At 74.2% G+C, this 14,307-nt stretch carries 15 protein-coding genes; 10 read left to right on the plus strand and 5 right to left on the minus strand.

The window, feature by feature from the left end; genetic code table 11:
• The first annotated feature begins 2 nt into the window (after nt 1-2).
• Both ADL22_RS17870 and ADL22_RS17875 read left to right on the plus strand, forming a co-directional pair.
• Complete coding sequence (locus tag ADL22_RS17870) at nt 3-1,454, plus strand: aldehyde dehydrogenase family protein (RefSeq protein ID WP_066980122.1); 1,452 nt, start codon at nt 3-5, stop codon at nt 1,452-1,454.
• Complete coding sequence (locus tag ADL22_RS17875; protein ID WP_066980124.1) at nt 1,454-2,320, plus strand: aldehyde dehydrogenase family protein; 867 nt, start codon at nt 1,454-1,456, stop codon at nt 2,318-2,320. The genes ADL22_RS17870 and ADL22_RS17875 overlap by 1 nt, the downstream gene beginning before the upstream one ends.
• A gap of 82 nt (nt 2,321-2,402) precedes the next feature.
• Here ADL22_RS17875 and ADL22_RS17880 read toward each other — a convergent pair whose 3' ends face one another.
• Nucleotides 2,403-2,816 carry a hypothetical protein gene (locus ADL22_RS17880; RefSeq protein ID WP_066980126.1) on the minus strand — a complete coding sequence of 138 codons (414 nt, stop codon included), beginning with the start codon at nt 2,814-2,816 and terminating at the stop codon, nt 2,403-2,405.
• 180 nt (nt 2,817-2,996) lie between these two features.
• Here ADL22_RS17880 and ADL22_RS17885 point away from each other — a divergent pair, with 180 nt between their 5' ends.
• Nucleotides 2,997-3,635 (plus strand): ATP-binding protein, encoded by a 639-nt coding sequence (locus ADL22_RS17885; protein WP_066980128.1) that lies wholly within the window; start codon nt 2,997-2,999, stop codon nt 3,633-3,635.
• Between the two features lie 277 nt (nt 3,636-3,912).
• On the opposite strand, the gene ADL22_RS17890 is transcribed toward ADL22_RS17885, so the two are convergent.
• Nucleotides 3,913-4,692, minus strand: a complete 780-nt coding sequence (locus ADL22_RS17890) for a SigE family RNA polymerase sigma factor (protein ID WP_066980131.1) — start codon at nt 4,690-4,692, stop codon at nt 3,913-3,915.
• Between the two features lie 243 nt (nt 4,693-4,935).
• On the opposite strand from ADL22_RS17890, the gene afsQ1 reads away from it, so the two are divergent.
• From afsQ1 to ADL22_RS17915, 5 genes are all read left to right on the plus strand, one after another.
• On the plus strand, nt 4,936-5,613 hold the full coding sequence (gene afsQ1 / locus ADL22_RS17895) for a two-component system response regulator AfsQ1 (RefSeq protein ID WP_016571665.1): 678 nt from the start codon (nt 4,936-4,938) through the stop codon (nt 5,611-5,613).
• Complete coding sequence (locus ADL22_RS17900) at nt 5,610-7,397, plus strand: sensor histidine kinase (protein ID WP_066980134.1); 1,788 nt, start codon at nt 5,610-5,612, stop codon at nt 7,395-7,397. The genes afsQ1 and ADL22_RS17900 overlap by 4 nt, the downstream gene beginning before the upstream one ends.
• A gap of 128 nt (nt 7,398-7,525) precedes the next feature.
• Entirely contained in the window at nt 7,526-8,170 is a 645-nt protein-coding gene (locus tag ADL22_RS17905) for a hypothetical protein (protein WP_066980137.1), read from the plus strand.
• Between the two features lie 199 nt (nt 8,171-8,369).
• Entirely contained in the window at nt 8,370-8,855 is a 486-nt protein-coding gene (locus tag ADL22_RS17910) for a VanZ family protein (RefSeq protein WP_066980180.1), read from the plus strand.
• 47 nt (nt 8,856-8,902) lie between these two features.
• Nucleotides 8,903-9,112 carry a PspC domain-containing protein gene (locus ADL22_RS17915; RefSeq protein WP_066980140.1) on the plus strand — a complete coding sequence of 70 codons (210 nt, stop codon included), beginning with the start codon at nt 8,903-8,905 and terminating at the stop codon, nt 9,110-9,112.
• Between the two features lie 104 nt (nt 9,113-9,216).
• Here ADL22_RS17915 and ADL22_RS17920 read toward each other — a convergent pair whose 3' ends face one another.
• Nucleotides 9,217-9,504, minus strand: coding sequence for a hypothetical protein (locus tag ADL22_RS17920; protein WP_066980143.1), 288 nt, complete (start codon nt 9,502-9,504; stop codon nt 9,217-9,219).
• Nucleotides 9,505-9,646: 142 nt separating this feature from the next.
• A complete protein-coding gene (locus tag ADL22_RS17925) occupies nt 9,647-10,807 on the minus strand; it encodes an adenosine deaminase (protein ID WP_066980146.1) in 1,161 nt (386 codons plus the stop codon).
• 102 nt (nt 10,808-10,909) lie between these two features.
• Here ADL22_RS17925 and ADL22_RS17930 point away from each other — a divergent pair, with 102 nt between their 5' ends.
• Complete coding sequence (locus tag ADL22_RS17930; protein ID WP_079064228.1) at nt 10,910-11,677, plus strand: alpha/beta hydrolase; 768 nt, start codon at nt 10,910-10,912, stop codon at nt 11,675-11,677.
• 59 nt (nt 11,678-11,736) lie between these two features.
• Here ADL22_RS17930 and ADL22_RS17935 read toward each other — a convergent pair whose 3' ends face one another.
• Entirely contained in the window at nt 11,737-12,753 is a 1,017-nt protein-coding gene (locus ADL22_RS17935; protein WP_234430751.1) for a LysR family transcriptional regulator, read from the minus strand.
• Between the two features lie 119 nt (nt 12,754-12,872).
• On the opposite strand from ADL22_RS17935, the gene ADL22_RS17940 reads away from it, so the two are divergent.
• On the plus strand, nt 12,873-14,225 hold the full coding sequence (locus ADL22_RS17940; RefSeq protein ID WP_066980150.1) for an MFS transporter: 1,353 nt from the start codon (nt 12,873-12,875) through the stop codon (nt 14,223-14,225).
• The last annotated feature ends 82 nt before the right edge of the window (nt 14,226-14,307 follow it).

The following is a 14,307-nucleotide window of genomic DNA, read 5'->3' on the forward strand; positions in this document are numbered from 1 at the left end:
CCATGACCTTTGACTACGCACCGGCGCCCGAGTCGCGCTCCGTCGTGGACCTCGCGCCGTCCTACGGGCTGTTCATCGACGGCGAGTTCACCGAGGGCGCGGGCGGCGGCCTCCGCAAGACCGTCTCGCCGGCCACCGAGGAGGTGCTCGCCGAGTACACCCAGGGCACCGCGGACGATGTGGACCGCGCCGTCAAGGCGGCCCGGAAGGCGTTCGCCGGCTGGTCGGCGCTGCCCGGCGCCGAGCGCGCCAAGTACCTCTTCCGGATCGCCCGGATCATCCAGGAGCGCTCGCGCGAGCTGGCCGTCCTGGAGACGCTGGACAACGGCAAGCCGATCCGCGAGTCGCGGGACGCCGATCTGCCGCTGGTGGCCGCGCACTTCTTCTACTACGCGGGCTGGGCCGACAAGCTGGCGTACGCGGGCTACGGCCCGAACCCCAAGCCGCTGGGCGTGGCCGGCCAGGTCATCCCGTGGAACTTCCCGCTGCTGATGCTGGCGTGGAAGATCGCCCCGGCGCTGGCCTGCGGCAACACGGTCGTGCTCAAGCCGGCCGAGACCACCCCGCTCTCCGCGCTGTTCTTCGCGGACATCTGCCGCCAGGCCGGGCTGCCCAAGGGCGTCGTCAACATCGTCACCGGTGACGGCGCCACGGGCGCGGCGCTGGTGGGGCACCCGGGCATCGACAAGATCGCGTTCACCGGCTCGACCGAGGTGGGCAAGGCGATCGCCCGTACGGTCGCCGGTACGGACAAGAAGCTCACCCTCGAACTGGGCGGCAAGGCGGCCAACATCGTCTTCGACGACGCGCCGATCGACCAGGCCGTCGAGGGCATCGTCAACGGCATCTTCTTCAACCAGGGCCACGTGTGCTGCGCGGGCTCCCGGCTGCTGGTGCAGGAGTCGGTGCAGGACGAGCTGCTGGACGCGCTCAAGCGCCGGATGGCCACCCTCCGGGTCGGCGACCCGCTGGACAAGAACACCGACATCGGCGCGATCAACTCCGCCGAGCAGCTGGCCCGGATCACCGAGCTGGCCGACGCGGGCGCGGCCGAGGGCGCCGAGCGCTGGTCCCCGGCGTGCGAACTCCCCTCGTCCGGCTACTGGTTCGCGCCGACGCTGTTCACCGGCGTCACCCAGGCGCACCGGATCGCCCGCGAGGAGATCTTCGGCCCGGTGCTGTCCGTGCTGACCTTCCGCACGCCGGAGGAGGCGGTGGCCAAGGCCAACAACACGCCGTACGGCCTGTCGGCGGGCATCTGGACGGAGAAGGGCTCCCGGATGCTGTGGATGGCGAACAAGCTGCGGGCCGGGGTCATCTGGTCCAACACGTTCAACAAGTTCGACCCCGCCTCGCCGTTCGGCGGCTACAAGGAGTCGGGCTTCGGCCGCGAGGGCGGCCGGCACGGTCTGGAGGCGTACCTCGCCCCGTCGAACCCGGAGGGTGAGCGCTGATGAACGCCGTTGACCGCTTGAGCGTGCTCAAGACCTACAAGCTGTACGTCGGGGGCAAGTTCCCCCGGTCCGAGAGCGGGCGGGTGTACGAGGTGACCGACACTGAGGGCGGCTGGCTGGCCAACGCGCCGCTGGCCTCGCGCAAGGACGCCCGGGACGCGGTGGTGGCGGCCCGCAAGGCGTTCGGCGGCTGGTCGGGCGCCACGGCGTACAACCGCGGGCAGATCCTCTACCGCGTCGCGGAGATGCTCCAGGGCCGCCGCGAGCAGTTCGCCGCGGAGGTCGCGGCCGCCGAGGGCCTCTCGGCCGCCGAGGCGGCGGCGCAGGTGGACGCGGCGGTGGACCGCTGGGTGTGGTACGCGGGCTGGTCCGACAAGGTCGCCCAGATCGCCGGGTCGGCGAACCCGGTCGCGGGCCCGTACTTCAACCTCTCGTCGCCGGAGCCGACCGGTGTGGTGGCGGTGCTGGCCCCGCAGGAGTCGTCGTTCCTGGGCCTGGTGTCGGTGCTCGCCCCGGTGATCGTCACCGGCAACACCGCGGTGGTGGCGGCCTCCGAGCGGGCGCCGCTGCCGGCGCTGTCGCTGGCCGAGGTGCTGGCCACCTCCGACCTGCCGGGCGGGGTGGTCAACCTCCTCTCCGGCCGGACCGCGGAACTGGCCGCTCCGCTCGCCGCCCACCAGGACGTCAACGCCCTGGACCTGGCCGGCGCCGACGCGGCCCTGGCCAAGGAGCTGGAGACCGCGGCGGCCGACAACCTCAAGCGGGTGCTGCGCCCGCGGGCCGCGGACTGGACCGCCGACCCCGGTACGGAGCGGCTGCTGGCCTTCCTGGAGACGAAGACGGTGTGGCACCCGATGGGTGTCTGATCCGGGCCCGTCCCGTACACACGACCGCCCCGGGTGCCTCGGCACCTGGGGCGGTGGTGCGTCCGGGGAAGGGCTCCGCAGCCTAGCCGGGCAGGATGCGGGTCACGGAGCCGACCAGCGGGAGGGTGCGCAGCGCGCCGCCCTTGGCCACCGGGTCGGTCAGCAGGGCGGTGCTCACCGGCTTGAAGTCGGCGATCTGCGTGCCGATCGCGTTGGCCAGCGGGTCGACGCTGGTGTTGGCCAGCGGGTCGAGCTTGAGGTCCTTGACCGGGGCGAGCGCGCCGCCCGCGGAGTCCGTCACCGCGTGGGTCAGCGCGTGCGCCACCGCGCCGGTGTCCTGGGCGGAGGTCTGCGTTCCGGTGCCGGACGCCGGAGCGGCCGCGTTCGCCGCCGCCGCACCGCCCGTCAGCGCGGCGCCGGCCGCGGAGATCACCAGCCCGGCGCGCAGCAGTCCGCGCGGGACGCGGCTGGGCTTGGGACGTGCGTGGGAGGGCATTTGTGCCACCTGCCTGTGGATCGGGAGCGGAGCGGGTCGCGTGGTGCGCCGCCGGTCGGCGGGCGGCGTCCCCCCGCTCGCGTAAGCGGATGACTGCGTAGCGTAGTTGAGCGGTGGCGGGCGTTCCACCTCGCGCGCCAGGGGTACCCCCCACGGCGCAATGCCCGACAATGAGTACCCGTGACCTCCCACGCATCCGCCCGGCCGCCCGCCCGTGTCGTCCTGCTGACCGGGCCCTCCGGCTCCGGGAAGACCTCCCTGGCCGCGCTGACCGGCCTGCCCGTCCTCAATCTGGACGACTTCTACAAGGAGGGCACCGACCCCTCCCTGCCCCAACTGCCGGACGGCGGCGGCGCCGACTGGGACTCCCCGCTCTCCTGGGACGCGGCCGCCGCGGTCGCGGCCATCGAGGAGCTGTGCCGTACGGGCCGGACCGAGGTGCCGGTGTACGACATCGCGGCCAGCGCCCGGACGGGTGCGGCGGCGCTGGCGCTCGACGGGGCGCCGCTGTTCATCGCCGAGGGCATCTTCGCCGCCGATATCGTCGCGCGCTGCCGGGCGGCGGGGGTGCTGGCCGACGCGCTGTGCCTGCGCGGGCGGCCGACCACGACGTTCCGCCGCCGGCTGGTCCGGGACCTGCGCGAGGGCCGGAAGCCGGCGGGGTATCTGGTGCGCCGGGGGCTGCGGCTGCTGCGCGGTGAGCGGACGCTCGTGGCCCGGCACACCGCGCTCGGCGCCCACCCGTGCGCCAAGCCGGAGGCGCTGGCCCGGATAGCGGCGGCGCGCGCGGCGGGGCCGGTGGCGGCGGGGCGGAGCTGACGGCTTACGGGCGGGCGGGCACCGGCCCGTTGGAGCCGGCCCAGTAACGCGGCGTACGGAATCCGGGCGTACGGCCCGGCCATACGGAAGAGCGGGCTCGGGCAGACCCCCCGGCCGCCCGAACCCGCTCGCTCCCCCGCATCCCCCGTGCTTCCCCCGTTGCCACCGGGTCGCCCCGGTGCCCCCGTTTCCCCCGTTCCCCCCTCGGGCTCTCCCCCCGGATCCCCCTCGGGCCTTTCCCCCGTTGCCCCGACGGTCTCCCGTCGTCCCCCCGTCCTCAGGCGACCAGCGCGCCGAAGGACTCCTCCTCGTCACGGCCGAAGCTGAGGACCTCGTCCTCGCGCAGCCGGCGCAGCGAGCGCCAGATGCTGGACTTCACCGTGCCGACACTGATGTTGAGGATGTCCGCGATCTCCGGGTCCGTGCGGCCCTCGTAGTAGCGCAGCACCAGCATGGTGCGCTGCGCCTCGGGCAGCCGGGCCAGCGCCTGCCACAGGACGGCGCGCAGCTCGGTGCCGCGCATGGCGTCCGCGTCGGCGGCGGTCTCGGGCAGTTCCTCGGTCGGGTACTCGTTCAGCCGGCGCCGGCGCCAGGCGCTGATGTGCAGGTTCGTCATGGTGCGGCGCAGGTAGCCGCCGAGCGCGGCCTTGTCGCTGATCCGGTCCCAGGCCCGGTAGGTCGAGAACAGCGCGCTCTGCAGCAGGTCCTCGGCCTCGTAGCGGTCACCGGTCAGGTGGTACGCGGTGGCGTACAGGGAGGCGCGGCGCTCCTGGACGTAGGCGGTGAAGGCCGCTTCGGCCTCGGCCGCCTCCGCCGCGGTGCGCCGGTCCCCCGTCTCCCCGTACGCCGCTCCCCCGTTGACGCTCTCCTGGCCCCCGTCGCCCCCGTCGGACCCCTTGGGCACCACCGTCGCGTCGATGGCCACCATGTACGGCGGCCGCTGGCGCCCGGTGCCGCGTACGCACCCCCGCATTCCCGCGGCACCGGACTTCTCGCGCCCGATGTCGTGGAGGCGCGTGACGACTGCGCCGGTGGTCGTGCCGTGCAGTGTGTTCATCGCGCTGCCCCCGTTCGTCGAGCTGGTCTTTCGGTGCGTCCGGTGGAGATCCCGCCTTCGCGGTGTTGATCTCTCCCGGCTGACCAAAAGCCTGCCAACCCAGTTTCATCGCGTTGTCCGCCGTCTGTCACAGCCGTGTCACAGGGCCCGTCACGGTGCGGCGCGCCGCCGGACACGGGGGCGTACGGCACCGGGCCGGGCGCCGGTCGATGTCCTGGCCGCCCATGCGCCAGAATGGCGGGCGTGCCTTTCCTGTTGCTGATCGAGGACGACGACGCCATCCGCACGGCTCTCGAACTCTCCCTGTCCCGCCAGGGTCACCGTGTGATGACCGCGGCGACGGGCGAGGACGGTCTGAAGCTGCTGCGCGAGCAGCGGCCGGACCTCATCGTGCTGGATGTGATGCTGCCGGGCATCGACGGTTTCGAGGTCTGCCGCCGGATCCGGCGCACGGACCAGCTGCCGATCATCCTGCTCACCGCGCGCAGCGACGACATCGACGTGGTGGTGGGCCTGGAGTCCGGCGCCGATGACTACGTCGTCAAGCCGGTGCAGGGCCGGGTGCTGGACGCCCGGATCCGGGCGGTGCTGCGGCGCGGCGAGCGGGAGTCCAGCGATTCGGCGACGTTCGGCTCGCTGGTGATCGACCGGTCCGCCATGACGGTCACCAAGAACGGCCAGGATCTGCAACTGACCCCGACCGAGCTGCGGTTGCTGCTGGAGCTGAGCCGGCGGCCCGGCCAGGCGCTGTCCCGGCAGCAGCTGCTCCGCCTGGTCTGGGAGCACGACTACCTCGGCGACTCCCGGCTGGTGGACGCCTGTGTGCAGCGGCTGCGCGCGAAGGTGGAGGACGTACCGTCCTCGCCGACGCTGATCCGCACCGTCCGCGGCGTCGGCTACCGCCTGGACGCGCCGCAGTGACGGCGGGGGCCGCGCGCGGCGCCGGAGCCGGGGAGGGGAAGCGGAAGCGGGGCGGCGGGGCGGGGCGGCTGCTGCGCCGGGCCTCGGGAGTGCTGCGGCTGACGAGCCTGCGGCTGCGGCTGGTCGTGGTGTTCGCGCTGGTGGCGCTGACCGCCGCGGTCTCGGCGTCCGGGATCGCGTACTGGCTCAACCGCAACACCGTCCTGGACCGCACCCAGAACGCCGCGCTGAAGGACTTCCGCAAATCGCTGGAGGACACCGCCCACACGCTGCCGCTGCGGCCGCGCTGCTCGGAACTCCAGGACGCCGCCCGGCAGATGGCGGCCGGACCGCAGAACTACACCGTGCTGCTGATCGGCACCGACCGCGACGGCAAGGAGTGCGCGGCCACCACCGACAAGGCCCTGCTGACGCTGCAGAGCGTCCCGCGGTCGCTGCGCAGCGCCGTCGACCAGGTGCGGCCGGTGGACGAGAACAACCTCGCCGCGCACCACCTGTACTGGCAGCGCAAGGAGGTCGGCGACGTCCCGTACCTCGTCGCCGGGGCGCAGGTGATCGGCGGCGGGCCGACCGGCTACATGATGAAGTCGCTGGCCACCGAGCGGCAGGACCTGACCTCGCTGGGCTGGTCGCTGGGGATCGCCACGGCGCTGGCGCTGGTCGGCTCGGCGCTGCTGGCGCAGGCCGCCGCGACGACCGTGCTGCGCCCGGTGCAGCGGCTGGGGTACGCGGCGCGGCAGCTGGGCGAGGGGCGGCTGGACACCCGGCTGCGGGTGACCGGTACGGACGAGCTGGCGGAGCTGTCGCGGACGTTCAACCGCACCGCGGAGCGGCTCCAGCAGCGGGTCGAGGAGCTGAGCGCGCGGGAGGCGTCGTCCCGGCGGTTCGTCGCGGACATGTCGCACGAGCTGCGGACGCCGCTGACCGCGATCACCGCCGTCACCGAGGTGCTGGAGGAGGAGGCGGACTCCCTCGACCCGATGATCGCGCCGGCCGTGCAGCTGGTGGTCAGCGAGACCCGGCGGCTGAACGACCTGGTGGAGAACTTGATGGAGGTCACCCGCTTCGACGCGGGGACCGCCCGGCTGGTGCTGGACGATGTCGACGTCGCCGACCAGGTGACCGCCTGCATCGACGCGCGGGCCTGGCTGGACGCGGTGGAGCTGGACGCCGACCGCGGCATCGTGGCCCGGCTGGACCCGCGCCGGCTGGACGTCATCCTGGCCAACCTCATCGGGAACGCCCTGAAGCACGGCGGCTCGCCGGTCCGGGTCTCGGTCCTTACGGAACCGGGCGAGGGGCCGGAGGCGCGGGAAGCCGGGGAGGCCAGGGAAGCCGGGGAACGGGCAGAGCGGGCAGAGCGCATCGAGGCCGCGGAGAGCGCGGGGCCGGCGGCGGGCGCCGGGGCGGACGCGCCGGAGGCCGCGGACCGGGCGGACCGTTCCGGCGGGGCGGACGGCCACGGCGGCGGGCAGCTGGTGATCCGCGTACGGGACCACGGTCCGGGCATCCCGGAGGAGGTGCTGCCGCACGTCTTCGACCGCTTCTACAAGGCGAGCGCGTCCCGGCCGCGCTCCGAGGGCAGCGGCCTGGGCCTGTCCATCGCCCAGGAGAACGCGCAGATCCACGGCGGCCGGATCAGCGCCGCCAACCACCCCGAGGGCGGCGCGGTGTTCACCCTGCGGCTGCCCCGGGACGCCTCCCTGCTGGCCGGCGGCGAGGAGCCGGGGGACGACCGGCGGCGGGACGCGGACACCGGCGCGGGGCGGGAGGACGAGCGGTGAGGGGGCGTTCCGGGGGCTCCGGCCCCGGTTTCCTGACTGCCGGGCGGGCGCGTACCGGGCGCTCCGGCTCCGTGGGGGCTCGTAGCGGCGGCCTGCCGGCCCTGGGGCGGGTCGGCGGCCTACGGGCCATGCGGCGGATCGGCGGCCTACGGGCCACGGGGCGGGCCGCCGGGCGGAGCGCCCTGGTGGCCGTGCTGGCGCTGGCCGCCGGGGCCTGCGGGATCCGGGGGACGTCGGTGCCGGTGGACGCGGGCGGCGCGCCGTCGCGGGTGAGCTGCCGGGCCCCGTCGTCCGAGGCGTCGCCGGGCGCGGCGGACGGCGGGCGGGTGCCGGTCTATCTGGTGTGCGGTTCGGCGCTGGTCCCGGTGGAACGGGCGGTGCCGGGGCCGCAGGGCGGTCCGGGGGCCGCGTTCCGGCTGCGGGCGGCCCGGGACCTGCTGACGGAGTTGCAGCGCCCGCCGTCGCCCGACGAGACCCGGGCCGGGTTCAGCACCGCGGTGCCCCGGTCGCTGCGGGTGGACGGGCCGCGCGCCGGGGACGCGCCGGAGGCGTTGCGGCTGTCCGTCGCGCCGGACGACCTGCCGTCGTCCGCACTGGCCCAGGTGGTGTGCACGTACGGGCGGTCCACCGCGCTGGGCCGTACGGGTGCGGCGCTGCTGGGCGGCCCGGACGGCGCGGCACCGCACCGCTACGACTGCTCGCCGGACGTCCTGGCCAACCCCGACATCGCCCAGCACGCGGGCTGGGGCGACCCCGGGTCCGAGGAGAGCTGACCGACCGGCTCCGGCCGGGAGGGCCCCGCAGGCCGCGCGCACAACGGGCCCACGAGGGGCGCCCCTCGGCACGGCGCACAAGACGGGCGCAAGGGGCGGAACCGCGGCCCCCGCTCGCCGCGTCCTGGCCTGTGTGCAGCGTCATGGCCCCGGCACCACCGTCGCCCCCCGTTTGCGCGCCACCGGGTTCCTCTTCCTTGTGGCGCATCTGCTCCTCGTCGGGTGGCTGATGCTGCGTCCCCGTACGGTGCCGTGGGTGCCGGCGGCGAATCTGCGGCCGCTGGCGACGATCGGCGCGGAGCTGGCGCGGGGCGGCTGGCCGGCGGTCTGGCATCTGGGCGGGCCGCTGCTGCTGCTGGCGCCGCTGGGGGTGCTGCTGCCACTGGCGGGTGGGCGCCTGAACGTTTCCTCGCTGGGCTCGGCGGCCCGGACGGTCTTCTGCGGGGCGATGATCTCGCTGACCGTCGAGCTGGTGCAGACCGCGGTGCCGGGCCAGGTCCCGGACGTCGACGCGGTGCTGCTGAACACTCTCGGGGTGGCGCTGGCGCACCTCGCGGTCGTCCCCGCGGCCCGGTCCCGGCTCCGCCGCCGGAACGACCGTCTCAGGGCCGCGACCCCGAGAATCCCCAGGGTCGGTCTCACACCGCAGGCTGACGTCTTCCCCGCCGGCCGGACCTACTTTTGAAGCGTCGGGGCAGCCCGCCCCGCAGCGTCGAGAAGGAGGAGGCCGAAATGGCCGCCGCACTGGTCCGCCCCGTCAAGCCCCGCATGATCGCCGGAGTCTGCGCCGGCCTGGCCCGCCGCTTCGGGACGACCCCGACCACGATGCGGGTGATCTTCCTGCTCTCGTGCCTGCTGCCCGGCCCGCAGTTCCTGGTCTATCTGGCGCTGTGGATACTCCTGCCCTCCGAGGACCGCGCCGGCACCACCGCCGCCTGGTAGCCCCGGTCGGTCCCGGACACAGCGAAGCCCCGGCCCGTACTGGATACCGGTGCACGGGCCGGGGCGGTCGCGGGACGTCCCCCGAGGGGACGGAGTGGGGCCGATCAGCCGCCGAGGGGGAGGTTCTTGGTGACCATGCCGGCGGGCAGGCCGCCGAGCAGCTTGTTGCCCTTGGAGGTCAGCTTCGTCTTGACGTCGTTGCCGTCGCCGCCCTTGGTGTTGGTCGCCCCGGCGAGCGTCTTGGTCGCGTCCTTCACGGGCAGGCTGTGCAGCACACCGCTGGTGTCGATCTGGTTGCCCGCCGGAGCGGCGGAGGCGGTGCCCGCGGCGGTGGCGGCGATGGCGGCGCCGAGCGCGACGGCACCAAGAGTCTTGGCAGTTCCCTGCTTCATGGAATGTACGTCCTCGTGATGGGGGCTGGGCCGGCTAGGAAACCTAGTGATTCCGCCACCGCCGCCGCAAACACTCCGGGCGCGCGGAAAAGCGGCCGGTGGACAACCCACCGGCCGTTGCGCTAGCAGCCCCGCAGGCCGCTCACTCAGCGTCAGATGACCTGCTGGGAGCGGGAGTCGCGGCGCTCTCCCGGAAAAGCCATTCGGAGCGCAATTCCGCGTATCCGGGCTTGATGACGTCGTTGATCATGGCCAGACGTTCATCGAAAGGAAGGAAAGCTGACTTCATACCATTGACCGTGAACCACTGCATGTCGTCGAGCGTGTAGCGAAATGTCTTGACCAGGTGCTCGAATTCCCGCGACATGTTCGTACCGCTCATGAGGCGGTTGTCGGTGTTGACCGTGCAGCGGAACCGCAGCCGGCGCAGCAGCCCGATGGGGTGCTCGGCGTAGGAGGCGGCGGCGCCGGTCTGGAGATTGGAGGTGGGGCACAGCTCCAGGGGGATGCGCTTGTCGCGGACGTACGAGGCGAGCCGGCCGAGGGTGACGGAACCGTCGTCGGCGACCTCGATGTCGTCGATGATCCGTACGCCGTGGCCGAGCCGGTCGGCGCCGCACCACTGGAGCGCCTGCCAGATGGACGGCAGCCCGAAGGCTTCACCGGCGTGGATGGTGAAGTGGTTGTTCTCCCGCTTGAGGTACTCGAACGCGTCGAGGTGGCGGGTGGGCGGGTAGCCGGCCTCGGCGCCGGCGATGTCGAAGCCGACCACCCCGGAGTCCCGGTAGCGGTTGGCGAGTTCGGCGATCTCCAGGGCGCGGGCGGCGTGCCGCATCGCGGTCAGCAGCGCGCCGACGCGGATGCGGTGGCCGGCCTCGCGGGCCCGGCGCTCGCCCTCCCGGAAGCCCTCGTTGACGGCCTCGACGACCTCTTCGAGGCTGAGCCCGGCCTCCAGGTGCTGTTCGGGGGCGTAGCGCACCTCGGCGTAGACGACACCGTCGGCGGCCAGGTCCTCGGCGCACTCGGCGGCGACCCGGAAGAGCGCGTCCCGGGTCTGCATGACGGCGCAGGTGTGCGCGAAGGTCTCCAGATAGCGTTCCAGGGAGCCGGAGTCGGCGGCCTCGCGGAACCACACCCCGAGCTTCTCGGGGTCGGTCTCCGGGAGGGAGGCGTAGCCGTTCTCGCGGGCCAGGTCGACGACGGTGCCGGGGCGCAGCCCGCCGTCGAGGTGGTCGTGGAGCAGCACCTTGGGGGCGCGGCGGATCTGTTCTGCGGTCGGCAGGGTACTGGTCTCGCTCGTCATTGCCGCACTCTAGCCCCTACGCGCGTAGAGCTCATCGAACGATACGCAACAGTGACCCGTACGCGGGGTGGACAGCGCGCCGCGTTCTGCCATCGTTCTCGCATGGCTCAGCAAGCACTGCCGGTGCGCGAGGCCCGGCTGGGAAAGCCCCTGGGAGCGAGCGGCACGGACCGGACGGTGAACGCCGTCGCCGTCCTCCTCCCCGGCTGCGGACCGACCGGCCTGCGGCGCCCGTCGCCGGTGCCGGCGCTGGCGGTCCGCCCGCTGGCCGCCCGGCTGGCCCGGGCCGGCCGCGCCGAGGGACTGGCCGCGCACGTCGTCCACTACCGCTGCCGCGGCTGGAACGGCGCCGCCGCGCACCCCGCGCAGGACGCCGCCTGGGCGGTGGACGAGGTCGTCCGGCGCTACGGCGACGTGCCGGTGGCCCTGGTCGGCACCGGCCGCGGCGCCCGCGCCGCCCTGCACGCCGCCGGCCACCCGGCCGTCCACGCCGTCCTGGCCCTCGCCCCCTGGCTCCCCGACCCCCGCCAGCCCGGCATCGCCCCCGACCCCGTAAAGCAACTGATCGGCCGTCAGGTCCTGATCGTCCACGGCACCAACGACGAACGCGTCGACCCCGACTTCTCCTACCGCTACGCCCAGCGCGCCAAGAAGATCAACCGCGACACCTGCCGCTTCGAGGTCCACTCCGACGGCCACTCCCTGCACCAGCACCGCGCCGAGGTCCACGCCCTGGCCACCGACTTCCTCCTCGGCGCCCTCTTCACCCACTCCTACGCCCGCCCCCTCACGGACGCCCTGGCCGCACCCCCGCCGTTGGGCCTCCGCATGCCGCTGGCATCGGGGTTCGGGGCGTCGCTGCGGCATTGAGGGGGACGGCGGGGGTCAACCCAAGCAGCCCGCAAGCCTGTTGGAGGACGGCACCCCCCTCACGACAACAACTCCCCCCGCCGGCTCAGCAGGAACTTCTTGAAGGCGGCCACCGGTGGGGTGTCCACCCGGCCGCCGAGCCAGGCGACGCCGATCTCGCGGACGGCGCGGGGCGCGGTGACGGTGAGTTCGGTGACGCCCGGGCGGGGAAAAATGGGCGGCGGCAGCAGGGCCACGCCCAGCCCCGCGGCGACCAGTCCGCGCAGCGTCTCGGCCTCCTCCCCCTCGAACGCCACCCGCGGCGTGAACCCGGCCTCGGCGCACAGCGCGTCGGTGATCCGGCGCAGGCCGTAGCCCGGTTCGAGGGTGACGAAGAGTTCCCCGGCCGCCTCCGCGAGCCGGATCCGCTTGCGGCCGGCCAGCCGGTGGTCGTCCGGGACGACCAGCCGCAGCTTCTGCTCGTCGAGGCGGCGGGCGACCAGGTCCGGGTAGTCCGGCACCGGCGAGGTCAGGCAGAGGTCGAGGTCGCCGGCCCGGAGGCGTTCGATCATCGCCTCGCCGTAGTTCTGGACGAGCTGGAAGCGGACGCCGGGGTGGTCGGCGCGGAAGGTGCGGAGCAGGCCGGGGACGGTCTCCGGGCCGAGGGTGTGCAGAAAGCCGAAGGCGACCTTGCCGGCGGCCGGGTCGGCGTCCGCGCGGACCGCGTCGGTGGCGCGTTCCAGGTCGGCCAGGGCGCGTTCGGCGGCGGTGCGGAAGGCGCGCCCGGCGGGGGTGAGGGAGAGCGTACGGCCGTGCCGGGCGAACAGCGCCACCCCGAGGTCGTCCTCCAGCCGCACCAGGGCGCGGCTCAGGGTCGGCTGCGGCATCCCCAGCTCGTGCGCGGCCCGGGTGACGTGCTCGTGCCGGGCGACCGCGGCGAACTGGGCCAGGCGCGGGGCGAGGGTCAGCGCCCAGGACCCGGGCCCCAGCTCCGCGCACTCCGGCCCGGCGGGGGGCGGGGCCGCGGCGGACGGACCGGCGGCGACAGACGGGACCGCGGCGGACGAGGCCCCGGGGGCAGCCCGGCCGCCGGACATGTCTTTCCTCTTACCACCGTGCAACAGCGACTCCCCTGACCTGCGCTCATTCACCACAGCATCCATTATCGCGTTTTGATGCATTGGACGCATGAGCCGGGTCGCCCTACCGTCGAACCATGCCTCCCGCTGATACCGGGGCGTCCGTCACCGACCGTGCGGCCGCCTCCACCCAGTCCTCCACCGACCCCTCTCCCGCCGCTCCCGCCGATGCCCCCGCCGCCGGGCGGCACGCCCCGGAGCACGACCCCGAGGCGGACAAGCTGCGGCCGGGCGGCCCCGGTTACCGCCGGATGAGCTTCGCCCTCTTCGCCGCCGGAGTGGCCACCTTCGCCCTCCTCTACTCCACCCAGGCCCTGCTGCCCGCGCTCTCCGCCGACCTCAACGTCGCGCCGGACCAGGCGAGTTGGACGGTCTCCGCGGCGACCTTCGGACTGGCCCTCGGCGTCATCCCGCTGAGCGCGCTCTCCGAACGCTTCGGCCGCCGCACCCTGATGACCGCGTCCCTCACCGTCGCCGCGGTGATCGCGCTGCTGGTGCCGTTCGCGCCGTCCCTGGGGACGCTGATCGCGCTGCGCGCCGTCCAGGGCGTGGCGCTGGCCGGGCTGCCGGCGTCGGCGATGGCGTTCCTGGCCGAGGAGGTCCGCGCCAAGGCGCTGGTGGCGGCGATCGGCCTGTTCGTGGCCGGCAACAGCATCGGCGGGATGTCCGGCCGGATCGTCACCGGCTGGGTGTCCCAGGCGTGGGGCTGGCGGGCGGCGCTCGGCGCGGTGGGTGTCATGGCCGTGGTGTGCGCGGTGGTGTTCCGGCTGCTGGTGCCCCGGCCCCGGCACTTCTCCCCCCGGCCGGCCGGTCCGCGGGCACTGGCCCGTACGCTCGGCGGCCACCTCGCCGACCCGCTGCTGCGCCGGCTGTACGCGATCGGCGCGCTGTTCATGACGGTCTTCGGCGCGGTGTACACGGTGATCGGCTACCGCCTGGTGGCCGCGCCGTTCAACCTCCCGCAGGGCATCGTCGGCTCGATCTTCGTCATCTACCTGGTCGGTACGGTCTCCTCGGCCGCCGCCGGGAAGCTGGTGGCCCGCACCGGCCGGCGCGGCGCGCTCTACCTGGCCGTGGGCACCACCGCCGCCGGCCTCCTGCTCACCCTGGCCGATTCGGTGGCCGCGGTGCTGGCGGGCCTGGTCCTGATCACCGCGGGCTTCTTCGCGGGCCACGCGGTCGCCTCGTCCTCGGTCAGCCGCACCGCGAAGACGGCCCGCGCCCAGGCGTCCGCGCTGTACCAGTGCGCGTACTACATCGGCAGCAGCCTGGGCGGCGCGCTCGGCGCGGCCGCCTTCCACGCGGCCGGCTGGCCCGGCACCGTCCTGCTGGGCCTCGCCGCCATGACCGGCGCCGCCGCCATCACCCTCTACGCGACCCGCAAGGCCGCCGCCGCACGCCGCCTGCCGCGCCTGAGCAAGGCGGCGTAACGGACCGACCCGCCGGGCACTCCGCCCGGCCCCTCGGCCGGCCCGGCCCGGCCGGCCCCTGAGCCGAAGGCCCCGCCGCACC

It is taken from the genome of Streptomyces sp. NRRL F-4489 (assembly GCF_001509485.1).
Taxonomy (GTDB): domain Bacteria; phylum Actinomycetota; class Actinomycetes; order Streptomycetales; family Streptomycetaceae; genus Streptomyces.